The 18929-nt window shown below is 38.3% G+C and carries 13 protein-coding genes; 3 read left to right on the top strand and 10 right to left on the bottom strand.

Annotation, left to right across the window (positions count from 1 at the left end; genetic code table 11):
* Both FKZ43_RS08205 and FKZ43_RS08200 read right to left on the bottom strand, forming a co-directional pair.
* The coding region (locus FKZ43_RS08205) for a DNA adenine methylase (protein WP_140945403.1) at positions 1-955 on the bottom strand (955 nt) is incomplete at its 3' end.
* A gap of 56 nt (positions 956-1011) precedes the next feature.
* Positions 1012-2097, bottom strand: a complete 1086-nt coding sequence (locus tag FKZ43_RS08200) for an SDR family oxidoreductase (RefSeq protein WP_140945402.1) — start codon at positions 2095-2097, stop codon at positions 1012-1014.
* 83 nt (positions 2098-2180) lie between these two features.
* On the opposite strand from FKZ43_RS08200, the gene FKZ43_RS08195 reads away from it, so the two are divergent.
* From FKZ43_RS08195 to FKZ43_RS08185, 3 genes are read left to right on the top strand one after another with little or no spacing between them, the layout of a single operon-like run.
* Positions 2181-3971 (top strand): menaquinone biosynthesis decarboxylase, encoded by a 1791-nt coding sequence (locus FKZ43_RS08195; protein ID WP_140945401.1) that lies wholly within the window; start codon positions 2181-2183, stop codon positions 3969-3971.
* Positions 3950-5131, top strand: coding sequence for a murein hydrolase activator EnvC family protein (locus FKZ43_RS08190; protein ID WP_140945400.1), 1182 nt, complete (start codon positions 3950-3952; stop codon positions 5129-5131). The genes FKZ43_RS08195 and FKZ43_RS08190 overlap by 22 nt, the downstream gene beginning before the upstream one ends.
* A gap of 15 nt (positions 5132-5146) precedes the next feature.
* Complete coding sequence (locus FKZ43_RS08185; RefSeq protein WP_140945399.1) at positions 5147-6442, top strand: 3-deoxy-D-manno-octulosonic acid transferase; 1296 nt, start codon at positions 5147-5149, stop codon at positions 6440-6442.
* On the opposite strand, the gene waaF is transcribed toward FKZ43_RS08185, so the two are convergent.
* From waaF to rfaE1, 8 genes are read right to left on the bottom strand one after another with little or no spacing between them, the layout of a single operon-like run.
* Positions 6417-7475 (bottom strand): lipopolysaccharide heptosyltransferase II, encoded by a 1059-nt coding sequence (waaF, locus tag FKZ43_RS08180; protein WP_140945398.1) that lies wholly within the window; start codon positions 7473-7475, stop codon positions 6417-6419. The two genes, FKZ43_RS08185 and waaF, sit on opposite strands and share 26 nt — an antisense overlap.
* Positions 7442-8329, bottom strand: a complete 888-nt coding sequence (locus FKZ43_RS08175) for a lysophospholipid acyltransferase family protein (protein ID WP_140945397.1) — start codon at positions 8327-8329, stop codon at positions 7442-7444. The genes waaF and FKZ43_RS08175 overlap by 34 nt, the downstream gene beginning before the upstream one ends.
* Before the next feature lie 58 nt (positions 8330-8387).
* Positions 8388-10058: a M28 family metallopeptidase gene (locus tag FKZ43_RS08170; protein WP_140945396.1), complete on the bottom strand. Its 1671-nt coding sequence runs from the start codon at positions 10056-10058 to the stop codon at positions 8388-8390.
* 9 nt (positions 10059-10067) lie between these two features.
* The gene (locus FKZ43_RS08165) at positions 10068-10820 is read right to left on the bottom strand and encodes a DUF72 domain-containing protein (RefSeq protein ID WP_181180311.1); all 753 of its coding nucleotides are present in this window, start codon (positions 10818-10820) and stop codon (positions 10068-10070) included.
* Between the two features lie 5 nt (positions 10821-10825).
* The gene (rnr, locus tag FKZ43_RS08160; protein ID WP_140945394.1) at positions 10826-12985 is read right to left on the bottom strand and encodes a ribonuclease R; all 2160 of its coding nucleotides are present in this window, start codon (positions 12983-12985) and stop codon (positions 10826-10828) included.
* Positions 12982-17355 carry a translocation/assembly module TamB domain-containing protein gene (locus tag FKZ43_RS08155; RefSeq protein WP_140945393.1) on the bottom strand — a complete coding sequence of 1458 codons (4374 nt, stop codon included), beginning with the start codon at positions 17353-17355 and terminating at the stop codon, positions 12982-12984. The genes rnr and FKZ43_RS08155 overlap by 4 nt, the downstream gene beginning before the upstream one ends.
* On the bottom strand, positions 17352-17834 hold the full coding sequence (rfaE2, locus tag FKZ43_RS08150; RefSeq protein ID WP_140945392.1) for a D-glycero-beta-D-manno-heptose 1-phosphate adenylyltransferase: 483 nt from the start codon (positions 17832-17834) through the stop codon (positions 17352-17354). The genes FKZ43_RS08155 and rfaE2 overlap by 4 nt, the downstream gene beginning before the upstream one ends.
* Positions 17834-18838 carry a D-glycero-beta-D-manno-heptose-7-phosphate kinase gene (gene rfaE1, locus FKZ43_RS08145; RefSeq protein ID WP_140945391.1) on the bottom strand — a complete coding sequence of 335 codons (1005 nt, stop codon included), beginning with the start codon at positions 18836-18838 and terminating at the stop codon, positions 17834-17836. Before rfaE1 ends, rfaE2 begins: the two co-directional genes overlap by 1 nt.
* Positions 18839-18929 lie beyond the last annotated feature (91 nt).

Below are 18929 nucleotides of genomic sequence, written 5' to 3'. Positions count from 1 at the left end.
CTCTCTTTATGATCAATAGTTCAACACCTTTTTTAACATGGTTGCTATTCCTTTCTTTTCTATTTTTTCCTATCCTTGTTTCGCCTTGTCCCATTGTGTAATGGACGGGAATTTCCACGATTTCAAATTCCTTATACCAGTTTCTTATAGTTGGGCTGTCATTGTAAGATAAGATAAAACCGCCCCGATGATCGTGCAAAAGGTCTCTTAAAAGCTCGTGATTGAAATTATTATGATGTATCGGGAAATTTCTTTGTGGATAAAGTCCTCTAAACAATGTGCTATCTTCTCCCAGATAATATGGTGGGTCGCAGTAAAGAAAATCACTTTTAAATTCAGGCAAAACATCCTTAAAATCAGCACATTCAACCCATAAATTTTTTACTTTAAAGTCCCTAACCTTTTCAATCATCTTTTTATACACTTTTTCATCGGCATAAACGGATGACATCCAACCCAAAAACCCAGGACCGTAGGAAAGATTATGGTTGAAAAAGTAATAGGTAGCAAGTTTAAGCGGTGGCAGGGTTATTTGCTTTTTCCAGTGTTTTTTCAATTCTTCTTTTACTTGGGCATAAACCTCTTTCGTGGGTTTAAGTTTTTTAAGCTCCTCAAACAGCTCAAAAGGATACTTTATTTGAATTTGCCAGTAGTTTACGAGGATATCAAATATATCAAACCCAATGACTGGGATGCCAAGTTCTTTATTTACTGCGATCTCAAGCGAACCACCACCGAAAAATGGGGAGATAAGGCGTGTGATATTTTCAGGTAAGCGTTCAACGATGTAGCCGACCGCCCAACTTTTCCCACCAGCATAACGGAGTGGCGAGCCGAGATAACGTCTGTATCTATCTTTCCTTATTTTTAAACTTTCTAAAAAAGCCGTTCTACGATTAGCAGAAAATAAACCAAGTTGATATCTTGAAATTATCTCAATATTTCTACCTCCCATAAAAACAGCTCACCAGTAATATTTTTTGTCAAAATTTAAAAAACTCATCTTTTATCTCAAACTAAGCCATGCCTTGCGATTTTCTTTCTGTTCTCAATTATGAACTTTAAAAAAACATCAACATAATCAAGAAAATCGGGACAACTGATTCCTCCTTCGGCAAGGACGGATTGTGTTTTTTTGGATTCATAATGAACTTGATGGTCAAAGTAATCAATCAATTGAACAGGCATCCCGACAATTTTCTGGACGATTTTTGGGGACATCAACTTTTTTAACTTTTGAGGTGAGATCTGGAAATAATTAAATCTTTTACCGAGTCGCTCTTCAAAAATTTTAACGAGCTCAAAAACTTTGTGCGGTCTTGGATCGGTTAAATGATATACCTTCCAGCTTATATCATCGCGACTGCTTATATAACAGATTGAATCAACGACATAATCAACCGGGACTACATTAACCTCTGCTTCACCTGAACCAACCTTTGGGAAAGGCGAACCGTTGGGTAGTTTGAGCATAAGAAGGACAACATAGTATGGTCCATCAAATTTTGCCGTCTCCCCGGTCTTTGAGTCACCAACAACTATTCCAGGTCTGTAAATTGCCGTTGGGATTAAATGTCTGTTAAAGCGAACAACTTTTTCAGCTAAAAACTTTGTCTCCTCGTAATAGTTTTTAAACTCCTGTGCCTGGTCAAAGTCATCCTCGCTGAAAACACCTGTCAACCAGCCAGAGACATAAGCGGTGCTGACATAGTGAAACTTCTCCAAATTTTTACATTCAAGAAGAAAATTGATGACATTTTCGGTCCCGTTGACATTTACTTTAAAACCAAGATCAAAACTTACTGCAAGGTCATAAACAGCTGCGAGATGAAAAAACTCGTTGATTTCCTCCTTGAATCTCTCCGCCCCTTTGATACCAAGGTCTGGCAAAGTTATATCTCCCTCTACAAGTTCAAACTTTCCTGATGAATTTGGAATCCTCGCCTCAATTTCTCTGATTTTCTCCTCTGCAAGCGAGCGGTATTTGCTTTGAACGAGAAGGTAAAACTTTTCAATTTCAGTTCTAAACGAAGCAAGTTTCTCAACAAGCCGTGTCCCTATAAATCCTGGGAAACCTGTTAACATTACAATTGACATGGTAAAAAGTCATTTTATTTGTAAGCCCATAACGATTTTGTTAAATTATACTAAAATTTTCACCAAACTAAAAACCCTGTGATTTGGCGAGCAACTTAAGGACATTTTTAAAACTTCTTGAGGAAAGAGGCGAGTTAAAAGAAATTAACGCCGAGGTTTCAACTGAGCTTGAAATCACAGAAATTGCCGACAGGGTTGTTAAATCGGGTGGACCAGCACTTCTTTTCAAAAATGTCAATGGAAGCAAATTCCCCATCGTTATAAATTTATTTGGAACTTATGAGCGAACGAAACTTGCCCTCGGATGTGAACCTAGCGAATTATTCCAGTGGCTCATTGAGATTTTAACCGAAAAGCCATCGCTAAAAAAAATCCTCTCAAAGAGAAAAAACATCTTGAAACTTTTAAAATCCCTTACGCCTAAAATTGTCAATAAAGCACCAGTTCAAGAAGTCGTAAATTTAAATCCTTCACTTTTTGATATACCAGCTTTAAAATGCTGGCCAAAAGATGGCGGAAAATTTTTAACATTGCCACTTGTGATAACGCATGACCCCGAAACCCAAAAGAGAAATGTTGGGATGTATAGGATTCAAATTTATGATGAAAAAACAGCTGGACTTCACTGGCAGAGTCATAAAACAGGGGCGTATCACTACTGGAAAGCTGAAAAACTCGGTAAAAAGCTTCCTGTTGCGATTGCCCTTGGCGGACACCCTGCCCTGATTTTTTCAGCAATAGCCCCGCTTCCGCCAAACTTTGATGAGTTAATGTTCGCCTCATATCTGCTCGGTGAAAAAATACATCTCGTAAAAGCGAAAACGATTCCAATTCTCGTCCCCGCTGATGCTGAATTCATAATTGAAGGATACGCAGAACCATTTGAGAGAAGAATTGAGGGTCCGTTCGGAGATCACTTCGGATATTATTCCCTTTCAGAGCCATTTCCAGTTTTGCATGTAACTGCTATAACACATAGAAAAGATGCAATTTATCCTGCTACAATCGTCGGAAAACCACCTATGGAAGATGCCTGGATCGGCAAAGCAATTTCAGAAATTTTCTTCCCGATTATAAAATTTCAAATACCCGAAATCGTAAAAATGAACTTAAGCATAGAAGCTGGATTTCACAATCTTGGGATAATCTCAGTTGAAAGTTATTTCCCAAGGCAAGCTGTAAAGGCGATGATGGGAATATGGGGATTGGGACAACTTTCGTTGACAAAAATTTTAATAGCCGTTGATAAAACCGTAAACCCGGAAGATTTAAAGTCCGTTGCAGTTGAAGTTTTAAAATGGGTTGACTTTCAACAAGACCTTATCTTCGTAAGGGATGCGCACACTGATACGCTTGATGTTGCTGGTCCGACAACCGACCATGGCTCAAAACTTGGGATTGACGCTACGGTGAAAAAAGATAGAGCACCGTTCAAAATTGAAAAGATTGATTTAGCCCCGCTGAAAGGAAAAAGTGAGATAATAGATGAAATAAGACCGATTGATGGAATCATTATACTTAAAATCAAGAAGCGCAAACCGTTCCAAGCAAGAGAAGTAGCAAATGAAGTATGGAATCTTGACAAGGGAAAAAGAGTTCGGATTCTATTCATAGTTGATGAGGAGATAGACATTCAAGATAAAACTGAATTAATTTGGGGCTTGTTCACAAGGTTTGATCCAGAAAGGGACATATTTTTTGATGAGAGAGCGCTTGACTATCGTGTGTTACCGAAATTTGGGCAAAGGGTTGGGATTGACTGCACAAGGAAAACTCAAGAAGAAGGGCATTTTAAACCATGGCTTGAAATCATAAAGATGGATGATGAAATCAAAGAAAGGGTAAGTAAAAGATGGAAAGAATTTGGGCTTTGATTTTGATTCTAACACTAACGCTTGAGGTTTTATCGCAAAATGCGGTGAAGAAAAAACAGGAGGAGTTGAAACGCCTCAAGGAGGAAATAAATTTATACGAGATGAAGATAAAAGAGGCACAACAAAAGGAAAAGTTCACACTTGACTTAATTGATGACTACGAGAGAAGGGATAATCTCTTAAGGAAGTTGATATCGGAACTCAAAAAGCAGGCAAACGAGAACGAGAAAGAAATAAAAAAATTGCAAGACGAGATTTTAAGGTCTGAACAAGAGATCAAAAATTTGAAAGAGAAATATGCATCTTATATCAGGTCGACATATAAGCGTGGGAGAACACACGACTTTGAACTCATTTTATCGGCGAGGTCTTTAAATCAAATGTTGATAAGGACGGTATATCTCAAGAAATTTTCAAAGTTTGGGAAAGCCATAATTGATTCAATCTTATCAAAACAAGAAAATTTAAAAAAGCAAAAGGGCGAGCTTGAGCTTGCCCTTTCAAAGCAAAGGGAATTAATATCACAAAAAGAGGAAGAGGAGAAAAACCTCTTAAACGGAATAAAAGAAAAGAAAGAACTTCTTGAAAAGATAAGGAAGGACAAGCAGAAACTACAGGCACAAATTGAGAGGAGAAAAAGGGCAATAAAGGAGATTGAAAATGTGATTGCAAAGTTGATTGAGGAGGAAAAGGAAAGAAAACGAAGAGAGGAGATTAAGAAAAGGAAAAAAGTTGAAACTCCAAAAGTTGAGAGCGCATTCGCAAAACTCAAAGGAAAACTCCCCTGGCCTGTTGACAACGGAAAAATCGTCGCAAGATATGGTGAGCAAGTTCATCCCGTTTTAAAGACAGTGACATTAAACTACGGTGTTGATATCCAAGTTAAAGGTGAAACCGAGGTGCGAGCTGTTGCGGATGGAGTTGTATCAAAAATTTTTTGGTTGCCAAGCTTTGAAAATTTGATAATCATAACACATGATGGCGGTTTCAGAACCGTCTATGCAAACCTTTCAGATATATTTGTAAGCGAAGGTGAAAAAGTAAATGCTGGTCAAATCATAGGTAAAAGCGGTGAGTCCATTGAGGGCTCAATAGTTCATTTTGAAATCTGGCATGAAAGACAACAACAAAACCCCGAAGTATGGTTGTCTAAAAAATAGTTGAAATAACAAGGAATGAGAAAATTTAATCTTTTTTTAGTGCTTTTAATTTATAATCTATTCATTGTTCCGTTGCTTTTCATAACATTCCACATCCTTGGGCTGTTCAACAAAAAAATCAAAGTGGGGATAAAGGGTAGAAAGAATCTTTTAAAAAAGATTGAATCAGAGGTAAAGCAAAAAATTGACCCACAAAAGCCAACATTTTGGTTTCATTCATCATCGCTTGGTGAGTTTGAACAAGCAAAGCCGATAATCCGCAAGCTCAAGGAAAGTTTTAATCCGAATGTTATAGCAACCTTCTTCTCACCATCCGGTTACGAACACTCAAAAAATTATCCATTCGCAGATATAATCTCGTACATCCCGTTTGACTCAGTTTTTACGGCGAAAAAATTCATCTCGCTTATAAAATCACCGAGGACATATCTTTTTTTGATGAAATACGACCTTTGGCCGAATCATCTTTTCTTCGCCAGAAAAGCGAACTTCACGCTTTGCTTGGCAAATGCCATAATAGACGAGAGGAAAACATCATCCGCATTCAAAAGATTTTTTTACAGCACTTTTTATGAGATTTTTGACTTCATCTTTCTAATTTCACCAGAAGATGAAACCTCAGCCAAAAGATTAAAACTCAACAGACCTAAAATCATCCCAACTGGGGACACAAGATATGACCAGGTCTATTTGAGAAGCAAGGATGCAATGAGAAAGGAACTTTTGCCTGATGATATAACAAAGGGGAAGAAAATTCTCGTCGCTGGTAGCACTTGGAAAGAGGATGAAGATGTTTTAATTCCCGTTATACTTAAAATTCAAAAATTTGAACCAAATTTTATAACCATACTTGTCCCACACGAGCCAACGAAGGAAAACATTGAAAGGATAGAACGGGAGATTAACACAGGGGCGAAGTATTTGAGATTCTCCGAGATGAAAAATTATAGCGGTGAAGAACTTATAATCGTTGATTCCGTTGGCTTTTTGATGTCACTTTACGCCTATGCGGATGTGGCTTATGTTGGTGGAAGTTTCAAACAAGGGATACACAATGTCCTTGAACCTGCGGTCTATGGGATACCTGTTTTATATGGTCCCAAAATCCAAAACTCACCAGAGGCACAGAAACTTGCGCAAATTGGCGGAGGGCTCGTTGTAAAGAACAAAAATCAACTTTACAAAGCGCTTCGCAAACTCCTCTCCGATGAAAATTTAAGGAAAGAAAAAGGCAAGAAGTCCTACGAGCTTGTAGATTCAAACCTCGGTTCAACCGAAAGAATGCTTAAATCTCTTGGATTAAATTTTTAACCCCGCGATAAACATTCTCCACTTCAATTAATCTCATACACTTAAAATGACCTTCAGGACAACTTCGCCTTCCGTGTATGCCACAGGGCTTACAATAAAGATTTTCAATCTGAATGATTTTATCCTTATCCCCATATGGATAAAAACCAAACTCGGGGACGGTTGACCCAAAAATCGCAACAACTGGGGTTCTCATACCAACTGCGATATGCATCGGTGCTGAGTCATTCGTGACAAGCAAAAGACATCGCCTTATCAATTCCGCCGATTGAAGCAAGCTCAATTTACCGCAAAAATTAAAAACCCTATCCGAATCAGTTATTTTTTTAATCTCTTCACATAGTTCAAAATCCTCTGCTCCACCAATTAAAGCAATTGCATAGCCATCATTTGCCAAAAGATTTGAAAGTTGAGCATATCTTTCCTTTAACCATCTCTTCGTTGCCCAAACCGAACCGGGTGCAATGCCGATAATTTTTGAATTTATCCCAGACAAAATTTCATCAACATAAAGTTTGTCCTCTTCCGACGGGAATATATTTGGAAGTTCTTTGAAATTATGACTTATCCCAAATGGCTTGAGCAAAGAAAGATTTCTCTCTATCTCGTGAATCATCTCATATTTGACTATGTGGGTGTAAAGAAACCTAAATGCACTTTTATCAAATCCAACTCTAACTTTAACCCCGGCTACTGAGGGTAAAAGCGCACTTCTAAAAGACCTGTGAGGGATAAAAGCCACATCATATTTTTTATCCGAAATGATTCTTGCCATTCGCATCAAACCAACAACGCCACTGTCTTTTCCTTTTTTGTCAAAAATTATAACTTCATCAACATCAGGATGGTTTTTCAGCAATTCAGCCGTCTTAGGTATGAGCATAAAATCAATTTTTGCCTCGGGGAAATTTCTCCGCAAAACCTGAAGAAGAGGCAAAGTTAGAACGACATCGCCAATGAACGCTGTTTGAATTATAAGTATTCTCTTCCAGTTTAATTTCATCTCATTTCGCTTGGTGGTTGATGTTTCCATCTACGGTGAAACCATAACCAGTGGTCCGGGTAAAGGCGAATGTATTTTTCAAGCATTGATGTATGAAGTTGTGTTAATTTAATTATGTCTTCATCCTCGTTTTCGGAGGGGATGAAATCAATTTTTTCAAACACAATTCTGTATCCATAATTTCCCTCTCTTATAGCAAAGCCCATCACGATTGGCGCCCCAGTCCTTATTGACATAATAGCTGGACCAGCGAAAGTAGAAGCGGGTCTTCCAAGGAAATTAACATAAAGACCCTCCTTAGGAGCGCTTTGATCCGCAAGAAGAGCAACTATCCCACCTTCCGATAAAATCCTCAACGATTCGCGAAAAGCTTTTTCCATAGGTATAACTTTGTTCCCAAACCAACATCTCCATTTGTTTATCTCTCCGTCAACGAATTTATTTCTCTGCTTCTTAACGATCACATTCAACGGCTTTCCAATTTTTATCCCTGTCGCTATCGCACTAAGCTCCCAATTTCCAAAATGACCCGACATCAAAATTAAACCCTTTCCTTTCTCAAGTGCTTTAGCCACAACATCAAAATTTTCAAACTTGACAAAGCCGTCAAGGTCTGAAATTTTTAAATCTGTAAATTTCATAAATTCAAAAAGTGTAATCCCAAGGTTAACATATGCGGATTTCAAAATTTTCTTTATCTCTCTATCGCTTTTTTCTGGGAATGATTTTCTCAAATTTTCAAGAGCGACCTTCTTTCTGTATGGGATAAAGTTAAATGCGAAAATACCAAACAATTTCCCAAGCCGTTGAACAAGTTTAAAAGGGAGAATTCGGGCAAACAAAACAAAAAATTTGAAAAGGAGGTATTCAATATAATTTTTCATCCTTCAATAAGCTCTTTCTTTAAAAACGAAGGGGGCTTAAAAAGCCCCCCGTTAAATTTTACTTCATCATCTTTTCCCTTATCAACCTAAATTCGCTATCAGGTTTCCATTCGGGCTTTTCATCAGCGTTTGCGAGATAATAAGCGCATAAAAATACAAGTTTCGTATCCTCAACCGCTCCATCAAGAACCCAAGTATCATTATATTCATCGCTCGGTTGATGATAATTTTTCTTTATGTATTCTTCAACGACTTTTCTTCCGTAATCTTCTGGCTTGCCTATGTATTCAACGCCGTTATCAAAGAAAATCGCTGGTATCCCAATCTTTGCAAAATTGAATTGATCGGAACGATAAAACATACCTAACTCTGGGAATTGATCTGGCTTTGCATACCTATTTTGATATTTTCTTGCGATTCTATCAATTATTTCACCAAGCGTGCTTTTTTCCATACCTATCAATACGACATCTTTCGTCTTTCCCCATATGTTAATTCCATCTATGTTTATATTAGCGACAATTTTTATTGGTGGGGCAGGTGGATTTTGGGCGAAGAATTTTGAGCCAAGAAGCCCTGCTTCTTCAGCTGTCAACGCAACAAAAATAATTGAACGGCGTGGTTTTACTTTTAATTCAGAAAATGCCTTCGCAAGCGTCAAAAGAGCTGAGACACCAGAGGCGTTATCAAGAGCGCCATTATAGATTGAATCGCCGTTCACTGGTTTGCCAATACCAAGATGATCGTGATGCGATGTTAAAACGATATATTCATCTTTTAACTTCTCGTCCCCGCCACGCAAAATCCCAACAACATTTTGCGAAACCAAATTTCTAACCTTCACCTTCATATCAAGGGATAGTTTCAAGCCGAGTTCAATCGGTTTAAAATTCCTCGTTTGCGCTGACTTCACAAGTTCATCAAGATTTTTACCAGCCAAAGCAAGCAATTTTTTCGTTGCCTCTTCAGTAAGCCATCCTTTAAGTTGAACCTTCGGTTCAACATCATTTGCAAGTTCAAACTCTTCCCCCGACCAAGAGCTTTGCACCACATTCCAACCATAACCTGCCGACGGCGTTGTGTGAATTATTATAGCCCCAAGAGCTCCTTTTTTAGCAGCGATCTCATACTTATAAGTCCATCGCCCATAGTATGTTCTGGCTTTCCCACCGAAAAGATTAGGCTCCTCAGGCGTAGCCGGGGGGTCATCATTTAACATCAATAAAATCTTGCCTGATACATCAACCCCTTTATAATCGTCCCAATTTTGCTCCGGGGCAACTATACCGTAACCAACAAAAACGATATCAGCATCTTTGATTGAAACGAAATCTTTTTTAACACCAGAAACCGCAATGAACTCATCATAGTATTTAAACTTGATCGTTTTACCTTTTCCCTTCACAGTCATAAATTCACTTGGAAATGTCGTTATTCCAACAAGTGGGACCTTTTGAAAATATGAACCGTTATCTCCGCCTGGCTCAAGCCCTAAAAGTTTAAATTGCGTTGCGATGTAGGTTGCAGCAAGAAGCTCACCCCTTGAGCCCGTTCCCCTGCCCTCAAGCAAATCATGCGCAAGAAATTGAACATTAGCCCGTATATAATCCTCAGTTATGTAATCCATCGCCCTTTTCACATCATCAGTGAGGAAGTTATCAATTGTAATTTGAGCGTAAAGCGTTAAACAAAAGCTCAAAAGCATTAATGTTGCGGTTAAAAGTTTCATCTTTGCTCCTTAATTTGTTTTTGAATTGATAAGTTTTAAAATTTTGTTCCTCAAACTTATAGCATTCTCAACGGCATAAGCGTTAAAGTCATTGTTAAAATAAACAAAAACCGTTTTACCTTCCAATAAAAAACCCCATATCAAATGGGAGAACTTATCTAACTGCTTCTCATCATAAATTGACCTATATCTTTCCTCTGGACCGTGAAACCTGAAATACACAAAATCTGTCGTCGCAACAGGTGGTGTTTCTATATCGCGCATATGGGAGATACATAAACAAATTTGATTCTCCTTCAAAATTAAAAAAATCGCATCGTTAAAAAACTCCGGATTCCGAAACTCAAACACATGCCTGTATCCCCTCGGCAACAAAGCAATGTAATCACTTAAAAGTGCAGTGTCATACTCAAGCGTTGGTGGAAATTGATGCAATATACACCCAAGCCGATTGTATATCTTCAACGGCTTTATCACCTTCATAAACCCGTAAAAATCACTTCTCACGCCCTGAAGTTTTTTTATGTGAGTTATAATTTGATGAACCTTCACGGAAAACAGGAAATTTGTCGGCGTCTTCTTTATCCATCCTTCAATAGTTTTAGACCTTGGCAGATGATAAAAAGTAGTGTTAAGCTCCACCGTATCAAAAACCCTCGCGTAATACTCAATCCACTTAGCCTTAACAAGACGCTCGGGGTAAAACCTACCTATCCAATGTCTGTAATAATAACCCGATGTCCCAATGTAAATTTGACCCATCAAAATCATCTTGAAATTTTTCCGAGAAGAACGAAATCAATCTCCCTCGCAATTTCATCAACGCGAATAACTTTAACTTTAACTTTATCACCAAGGCGATAAACCTTCTTCGTATATTTACCTATCAAAGCATACTGACTTTCATCGTATATGTAATAATCATCCGTCATATCACGGACTTTGACGAGACCCTCAACAAGTATATCATTAATTTGTACGAAGATGCCAAATTCCGCCACCCCAGATATAACACCTTCAAACACTCTTCCAATATGTTCTTTCATATATTCAGCTTGCTTGAACTTAACCGATTCCCTTTCTGCTTCCGTTGCCTTTATTTCCATCTCCGACGAATGCTTACAAATATGCGGTAATTTTTCGGCAATTTCATTTAATCTTTTATCATCAACCCTTCCCTCAGTGTACTCATAAAGAAGACGATGGACGACTAAATCTGGATATCTTCTTATCGGCGATGTGAAATGGGTGTAATACTTGAACCCAAGCCCGAAATGCCCAATGTTCTTCTCCGAGTAAACCGCCTTTGCCATAGACCTTATAGCGATGTCATTAACCAAATACTCAAATTCTGTATCCTTTACCTGAGCAAGCAACTTTTGAATTGATTTCGCAAGCGGTTTTGAATTAATTTCAAATTTGAAACCAAGTTTTCTCACGAATTCCGCAAGGTTTTTTAATTTCGCTGGATCAGGTAAATCGTGAACCCTATAAACAAAAGGATATTCACGCCCTGATTTATTCATCTTTCCAACATGTTTTGCAACCGTTCTATTTGCAAGCAACATGAATTCTTCAATCAACCTGTGACTATCAAGACGAACTTTCTTTACAATTTCAAGTGGTTTGCCTTCCTCATCAAGTTTGAATTTCACCTCAGGCGTCTCAAAGTCAATACTTCCCTCCCTCAACCTTTTCCTCAACAAAATTTTGCTAAGCTTATGCATCTCAAGGATAACATCCGAAAAATCACCCTTTCTTGTCTCTATTATTTCCTGAACTTCTTCGTAAGTAAATCTCCGTTTGCTTCTTATCACGCTTTTATGAAACGAATATCTCTCAACGACACCGTTTTGATTTACAATCATAAAAACTGAGTAAGCGAGGCGGTCAACCCCGGGATTTAAACTGCAGACATTGTTTGACAACTTCTCCGGCAACATCGGTATAACTCTATCAACAAGATAAACGCTCGTCCCACGCCTCAGGGCTTCTTTATCAATTTTACTTCCTTCTTTGACATAAAAGCTCACATCTGCGATGTGAACTCCAAGTTTATATCTACCATCTGGCAAAACCTCAAGCGAAACCGCATCATCAAAGTCCTTAGCATCTTCCGGGTCAATTGTAAAACAAACCAATTCCCGTAAATCAAGACGTTTTCTATATTCCGACTCGGGTATCTCATCTGGGATTTTCTCTACCTCAATTAGAACTTCATCGGGGAACTTCGTCGGGAAATCATACATCCTTGCGATTGATAAAATCTCTGCGTCATTTTCCCCAGCCGTACCCAAAACCTCAACGATTCTCCCCTCGGGGCTAAAGCCCTCATCAATCCAATCCACAAGCTCAATAGCGACCTTATCACCGACTTTCGCATTGAACTTCTTAACATTTCTCTCATCCACATAAAAATCACGAATTATATGCTTATCATCAGGAATGACGAAATAAACCCCTTTCTTTTTTGAAAGGACACCAGTTATAACTTTCCTCCCGCGTTCAATTATGTCAACTATTTCACCCTCAGCAAGCATACCCTTCCTGCGTTCAACTACCATAACAGCAACCCTATCACCATCAAGCGCTGTATGAATGAATCTCGGTGGGATAAAAACTTCCTTAACTTCACCTGAATCCGAAGAATCGTCAATTTCAACAAATCCATAACCGTTTGGATTCACCCTCAAAGTCCCAACCAAAATTTTCGGATTAAGCTTAAACCTGTACTTATTCCTCAACTTCACCACCTCACCGTTTGCTACCATCTCCTCAAGAATCTCTTTTAACAAACCCATTTCATATTCGCGTTGAAGCCCGAGCTTTTTAGCTATTTCCCTCACACGGAAGGACATCCTTGACCTTTTCCTCAAGAACTTCAAAATCCTCTCTTTAATTTCCGATATTTCAATTGTCTTTTTCATAGCTTTATTCTGTAATAAAGTCCCAATTTGTTTACGATTTCCTTTTCATGGAATAACTGAACTGGACTTCTCCGATATTCAATTGTCAAATTCCCGCCTAAAAATTTCTTTAAAAGCGGATATTGAACAACGACAACCGATTTTGAAATGTCCGTGAAAATATCACCCCCAAATTGAACCGTCGCCCCTCCGATGTTACCAGTTATCCTCAACCCTTTGAACCCGGTTGAATATCCAAACTCAGTGCTTGTTATAAATCCCCCAAGGACATCTCTCAAAACATCCGTTATAACCCCGGACACAGCGCTACTTAAAAGCGAAGCTCCAGTTGAAGACCACAAACTCTCTGTGAAATTCGTCATTTCTACTCTTGTCAATTCATCTTTAAATCTTCCCGTTGCCAAAAATGAAATCGCATCTGATTCAACTTCACCGTGTGGGTAGACCTTTTGATAATCCTGCCCATCCACAAGCATTTGAAACTTAACATTCGGTTTATTCAGCGTCCCAGTTATCAAAAGCGTTATTTGAACCGTCTCTGTCCTACCGACATTTACCGTGTCAATTAAGACGGTGTGCGTGCCAGTATAACTTGCACTTATATCAAGCTCTGGATTTTGAAAATCACCACTGAATTTCAATTTACCCTTTGCATCAAACCTCTTGAAAAAGTTATAATACGAGCCATCAAGTAAATTAACCTCACCATAAGCAACCAAAGAACCAGAGTAATTCCTTATATTTATACTCCCACTGAAGTTTGCAAAAAACTCCTCACCGGTTTGTGTGTTCAAGATAAGTAGAAATTTTGATTCTTTCGCAGTTGAAATTTTCAAGTCGTAATTTAACCCCATAAGTGACTTGCTACGACCTGATTCTTTGACCCCTTCATCCATAACACCCGATGGAACATTGAAATGAACCAATTGTTCCTCCGTCGTCTCTTTGGCAATGCCGGTATCAATGCCGGTGACAAAAACATACTCAAAACCTGCTCTTGATGTCCCAATGTTGCTTTGTCTTGTAAGATAATTGACATTCACCTCTGAAAGCAAAATCTCCCCATTGAGATAATATCCAGTTGTATCAATTTTAAGTTTTAAACCATCTCCGACTGTTTCAGCAATGACCCGTCCATAGGGTCCACCAAAACTCAATCCTTCCTTATCAAGCACAAGCAATTTCCCACTTATGTCAAACTCACCGTTTGAAACAGAATACCTGTCAAGATAAATCCTTCCTTTTATTTGAACCTCGCCATCGCTGTAATCATCAGGATTATTCCACAAGCTCACATCCTCAACATAAACAACATTTGAATCAACCCTCCCACTCCCATAAACAAGATAATACTTGTTGTTTAACCTCAACTTAAAGATACAATTTTGCAATGAAAAGTTCCCTTTAAAACTTGGTCTATCAAAAGTCCCACCGAGGTCAATCTCAGCTGTTATGTCTCCATTTAAATCCGAAATCATCGGGACAAGCGGTTCAACAAGCGCAAGTGGAAATCTGAAAAGTTTGACCTTTCCGGTCACATAGGGTTTTCCATACTTAGCCCTAACCTCGGGCAAGAACCAAGCCGGGAACGAAAAATCAATGCTCATAGCATTGTAACTTGAACCGCCGACCTCTGCCACAAGTGATGAATTTACTTCAACAATTTCATTCTCAAATTTCCCAAAACATTCAAACTTACCAAGTTCTGCATTTTTATACTTCAAATCCTTTACAAGAATCTCAAACTCCGAAGATGGCTTTTCATGTGTCCCGTATACAAAAAAAGAAAAGTCAAAAATCCCCGAAAACGATTTTACCCCCGGAAAACTTTCAAACTTCAAACCCTCACCCCACAATCTTACTTGTTGACTTTTCTTATCAACAAAACCAGCAAGATATACTCGCTGACCATTCAAATCAATCCCCGACGGATTAAATACAAACCCACTCTTGGTTTGGAAAACCTCAATATCACTTCCATATATCCTGTTACCGTAAATTTCGCCCGTAAGCTCCTTTAAAATATAACGGTTAATCTCACTGCTGAACTCTCCATCGGCAATTAAATTAACATTACCGATATCAGTGCTCGCCGAAATCTCAAAATAAATTTCTGGCCCGTTATAATTTACCTTCAAAGACGCATCTCTCAAATTAAAAGTTTTTGATGCGAAGTTACCAACCCCGAGATGAATTCTGAAACCAAGTTTATCAGCTTCATACTTGAAATCAAAACCACCATTGAAAGACCCCATTTTAAATGTATCAATCCTTGCTCCTTTGTAACCCAAATAGAGAAGTTTCTGGAGTTTTGCTTCAACATTTAAATATAATCCAAGCGAATCCGCAACTAAATTCCCATACACATTCCCAATGGCTTGAAAAATTTGCCCCGTTGAGAAAACAGATATCGGCGTTAAATTCTTCAACTTAAATCTATATTCAACATCAACTGGATTTTCAACACCAATTAAATGTGCACGACCGACCTTTGCAAAATTAATTTTCTCGTTTATCTCATCGTTGATCGCCTTGAATGTTGCAGATAAAGCTTTGAAAAGGTCGCCAAATGAAAAATGTCCTTCAATGTTCGCGTCAAGCATATTTGATTGCAAAATCAATTTCTTGCTTTTACCATCATCAACATACTTTGCGTTCATCCTCAAACGACTTATCTCATAATTCCCAAATGTGGACGGATTCAACTGGGTGAATAAATCCAGGGTTTTAACTTTCCCGAACCTGAACTTAACATTTATATCGCCCGAGATATGGCTCCTTAAAAATCCCGGTTCGTCAATTCTCATCTTTGAAATATCAAGCTCAGCCAATGAACCACTCAAACTCAACACGAACTCATCATTATATTTTTTAATGTTGACATCAATCAAACCTTTAAACCCCTCGGAGAACGAAACGAGGCTTCCGTTTAACTCACCTGAATTGATCTCAAACCACAAATTTGACCTCGGTATCAGAACCTTATTTATAACTGAACTTTCAACCTCAAGATTACCCTTAAAACGCATATCCTCAAATTTCAAACCCTCCCCTTTCAAGTTACCAGAAAAATTCAAAACACCACTTAAATCCTCCCGATTTAAAAATTCCCTCGGATTAAGACCCGAAACTTTGAAATTCAAATCATAGACAAAGCTTCCAATTTTAAACGACCCGTCAAGTTTGACCTCCGTTTTACCCCAACTTAAATTCGCACTTGTCTTGAAATCAAGCGGATGCCCTTTATATTCGCCATCAAATTTGACAAAATCAATCCCGAAATGTGGCAACCTAGCAGGAGTGATGAACCTACCAATATCACTGACTTTAATTTTTGAATCAAAAACCTTTGCATCTATAAAAAATTCCGAAAATGTCAAAAGATTTCTTAACTCGCCCGAAACAGATATATCCGATTCATAAACTATCGCTTTTATCTTGTTGACACGCAAATTTTTTAAATTCCCCTCAGCTTCAACTTCAATTGAAGGTGAACCCGAGAAAATGTGAAGGTGAGGGATAAACTTCGTAAGTTCAGCGAAACTTAAACTGTCAGATTTGAGGCGAATGTTCATATAAGAGTTCTCAAGGTCTTTTTTGCTGAACTTGAAAAGATTAAACGACTTGGCAAGAAAATCAAATTTAACAACGCTACCCTCGCTCAAAACTTCAAAATCTTCAATCTCAACCTCATCTCTGTCTGCGTAAACTCTCCCCTTAATTTTACCTGAAAATTTTTCCGAGATGATGAAAGAAAGGTTTAAACTCCTCAAATTTATCTTATTCGTTTCATAACTTCCAGAAATCACAGCATTTATATCGGTAACCCTAAGGTTGCTATAATCTATGCAATCCAAACTTTCAGCGATTGCGCTTTTTTTCTGATTTAGCGAATCAATGAAGATAAACTTACCATCGTCAACTACAAGTTTACCAAACGATATTGCAAATTTTGACCCGCCAGATCTATTCGTTGGCTTAAAAACGCTCTGAAAATTCCATTTCCCATCCTTCCCCCTGATGATATAAATTTCTGGTTTATAAACCGTCGCCGTTTGAAATGTATATGTCCCCTTTATTAATCCGATCGGATTATATTTGACCTCCAGACCTAGTACTTTTATAAAGGGTTTTCCGTCAACATTAATATAAAACCTGTCAACTCCAAGACCCGTAAAAATATTCCCGTAAAATTTTCCAACATAAACTTCGCCCCCGATGGAGTTTTCAAGCTCTGTGATGACATAGCCACGGATGTAGTTTCTAAAGCCCTCCGTCTGTGAAATTATCAAAGCGATTGAGATTATTATCAAAAAAGCAGATGATGTATAAAAGGCGAACTTTAAAAACTTTTTGAAAAATTTCCTCATCTCGGACAAAATCTTTCAATGATGGTTTTGATTACATTTGTCGTTGACCTACCAGGGACAAGCTCAATCAATACCACTTTCCCACCATTTGCTTCAACGATGTCCCTCCCGACGACATTTTCCTCAGACCAATCGCTTCCCTTAACAAGGACATCTGGGACGATCTTTGAAATTAACTCATAAGGTGTCGGCTCGTCAAAAATCACAACATAATCAACAAAAGAAAGGTTTGAAAGAATAAAAGCTCTATCCTCTTGTGGAACGATCGGTCTTTTATCCCCTTTTATCATCTTAACAGATGAATCGCTATTAAGTCCAACGATAAGCACATCTCCAAGTTGTTTTGCCTTTGAAAGATATTCAACATGCCCCCTGTGCAAGATATCAAAGCAACCATTCGTGAAGACAATTTTCTTTCCCTTGTTTTTAAGTTCCATACTTATCTTCGCTATTTCATCAACCTCAACTATTTTTCCCATCACCATTCACCTTTTGAATCAAGAAGTGCTACTTTAAAAAGTTTTTCTTTATTAACAGGGACAACACCCACTTCTTCAACTACAATTCCAGCTGCGTAATTTGCAAGAGCTGCCGACTCAACTATATTTGCTCCTCCAGCAAGCGCAACGGTTATGGTTGATATAACAGTGTCACCAGCGCCAGAAACATCAGCCACCTTCTTCGCCTTCGTTGGTATATGCGTTATCTCGCCATCACGGGTGAAAAGCGTCATACCCTTTTCACCACGCGTCAGTAAAAGATACCTACACCTCAAACGCTCAAGTATGACTCTTCCAGCTTCAATTATCTTTTCCTCTGTGTCAAGTTTCCTTCCAAGAACATCCTCAACTTCCTTGCGGTTCGGCTTGAAAACAGTGACATTTTTAAACTCAAAAAAATTATCAAACTTTGGATCAACCGTTATCAAAACATCGTATTTATTTGCTATCTCAATAAGATCATAAATCAAGTTCCTTACAACCACGCCCTTGTTGTAATCTTCAATTATTATCGCATTTAAATCGTGTATGTTCTGCAGGATGATTTCTTTTATCCTTTCTTGAATCGTGTAATTTATCGGTTCTTTTGACTCTTTATCAATTCTCACAACATGTTGACTGTGTGCTATGACTCTTGTTTTAACAGTTGTTGGTCTTGTTTTGTCAATTATAATTCCACCCGTATTAAAGCCTTCCTGTTTCATAAGTTCAAAAAGTGTTTCGCCTTCTCTATCGTCCCCAACAACTCCTATTAAGAGGGGAAAAGCACCAAGTGACTTTATGTTATTAGCGACATTTCCAGCGCCACCAAGTTTGGCATCTTCACCTTCAACCTCAATCACCGGAACAGGCGCTTCAGGGGAAACTCGGTTGACGCTTCCCCAAATATAACGGTCAAGCATTACATCACCAATAACAGCAACCTTTACCCTTTCAAAATTTTTAAAAATGTCGTTGAGTCGCTCCTCGGTGAACCTTATCATTATTGACCTTAGATTTTTTTGATTTCAAATAAAAAATACACAAACCTGATTGAATAATCAAGAAAAGCACCCCGTTAAATTTTCACTTATC

The organism is Candidatus Thermokryptus mobilis (assembly GCF_900070205.1).
Taxonomy (GTDB): Bacteria; Bacteroidota; Ignavibacteria; order Kryptoniales; family Kryptoniaceae; genus Kryptonium; species Kryptonium mobile.
This window is presented reverse-complemented; position numbering and strand designations above follow the sequence as displayed.

Excerpts from the sequence above, each read along its gene's own strand:
- FKZ43_RS08200 (WP_140945402.1), bottom strand. The coding sequence starts at position 2,097 with ATGTCAATTGTAATGTTAACAGGTTTCCCAGGATTTATAGGGACACGG.
- FKZ43_RS08190 (WP_140945400.1), top strand. The coding sequence starts at position 3,950 with ATGGAAAGAATTTGGGCTTTGATTTTGATTCTAACACTAACGCTTGAG.
- FKZ43_RS08185 (WP_140945399.1), top strand. The coding sequence starts at position 5,147 with ATGAGAAAATTTAATCTTTTTTTAGTGCTTTTAATTTATAATCTATTC.
- waaF (WP_140945398.1), bottom strand. The coding sequence starts at position 7,475 with ATGGAAACATCAACCACCAAGCGAAATGAGATGAAATTAAACTGGAAG.
- FKZ43_RS08175 (WP_140945397.1), bottom strand. The coding sequence starts at position 8,329 with ATGAAAAATTATATTGAATACCTCCTTTTCAAATTTTTTGTTTTGTTT.
- FKZ43_RS08170 (WP_140945396.1), bottom strand. The coding sequence starts at position 10,058 with ATGAAACTTTTAACCGCAACATTAATGCTTTTGAGCTTTTGTTTAACG.
- FKZ43_RS08165 (WP_181180311.1), bottom strand. The coding sequence starts at position 10,820 with ATGGGTCAAATTTACATTGGGACATCGGGTTATTATTACAGACATTGG.
- rnr (WP_140945394.1), bottom strand. The coding sequence starts at position 12,985 with ATGAAAAAGACAATTGAAATATCGGAAATTAAAGAGAGGATTTTGAAG.
- FKZ43_RS08155 (WP_140945393.1), bottom strand. The coding sequence starts at position 17,355 with ATGAGGAAATTTTTCAAAAAGTTTTTAAAGTTCGCCTTTTATACATCA.
- rfaE2 (WP_140945392.1), bottom strand. The coding sequence starts at position 17,834 with ATGGGAAAAATAGTTGAGGTTGATGAAATAGCGAAGATAAGTATGGAA.
- rfaE1 (WP_140945391.1), bottom strand. The coding sequence starts at position 18,838 with ATGATAAGGTTCACCGAGGAGCGACTCAACGACATTTTTAAAAATTTT.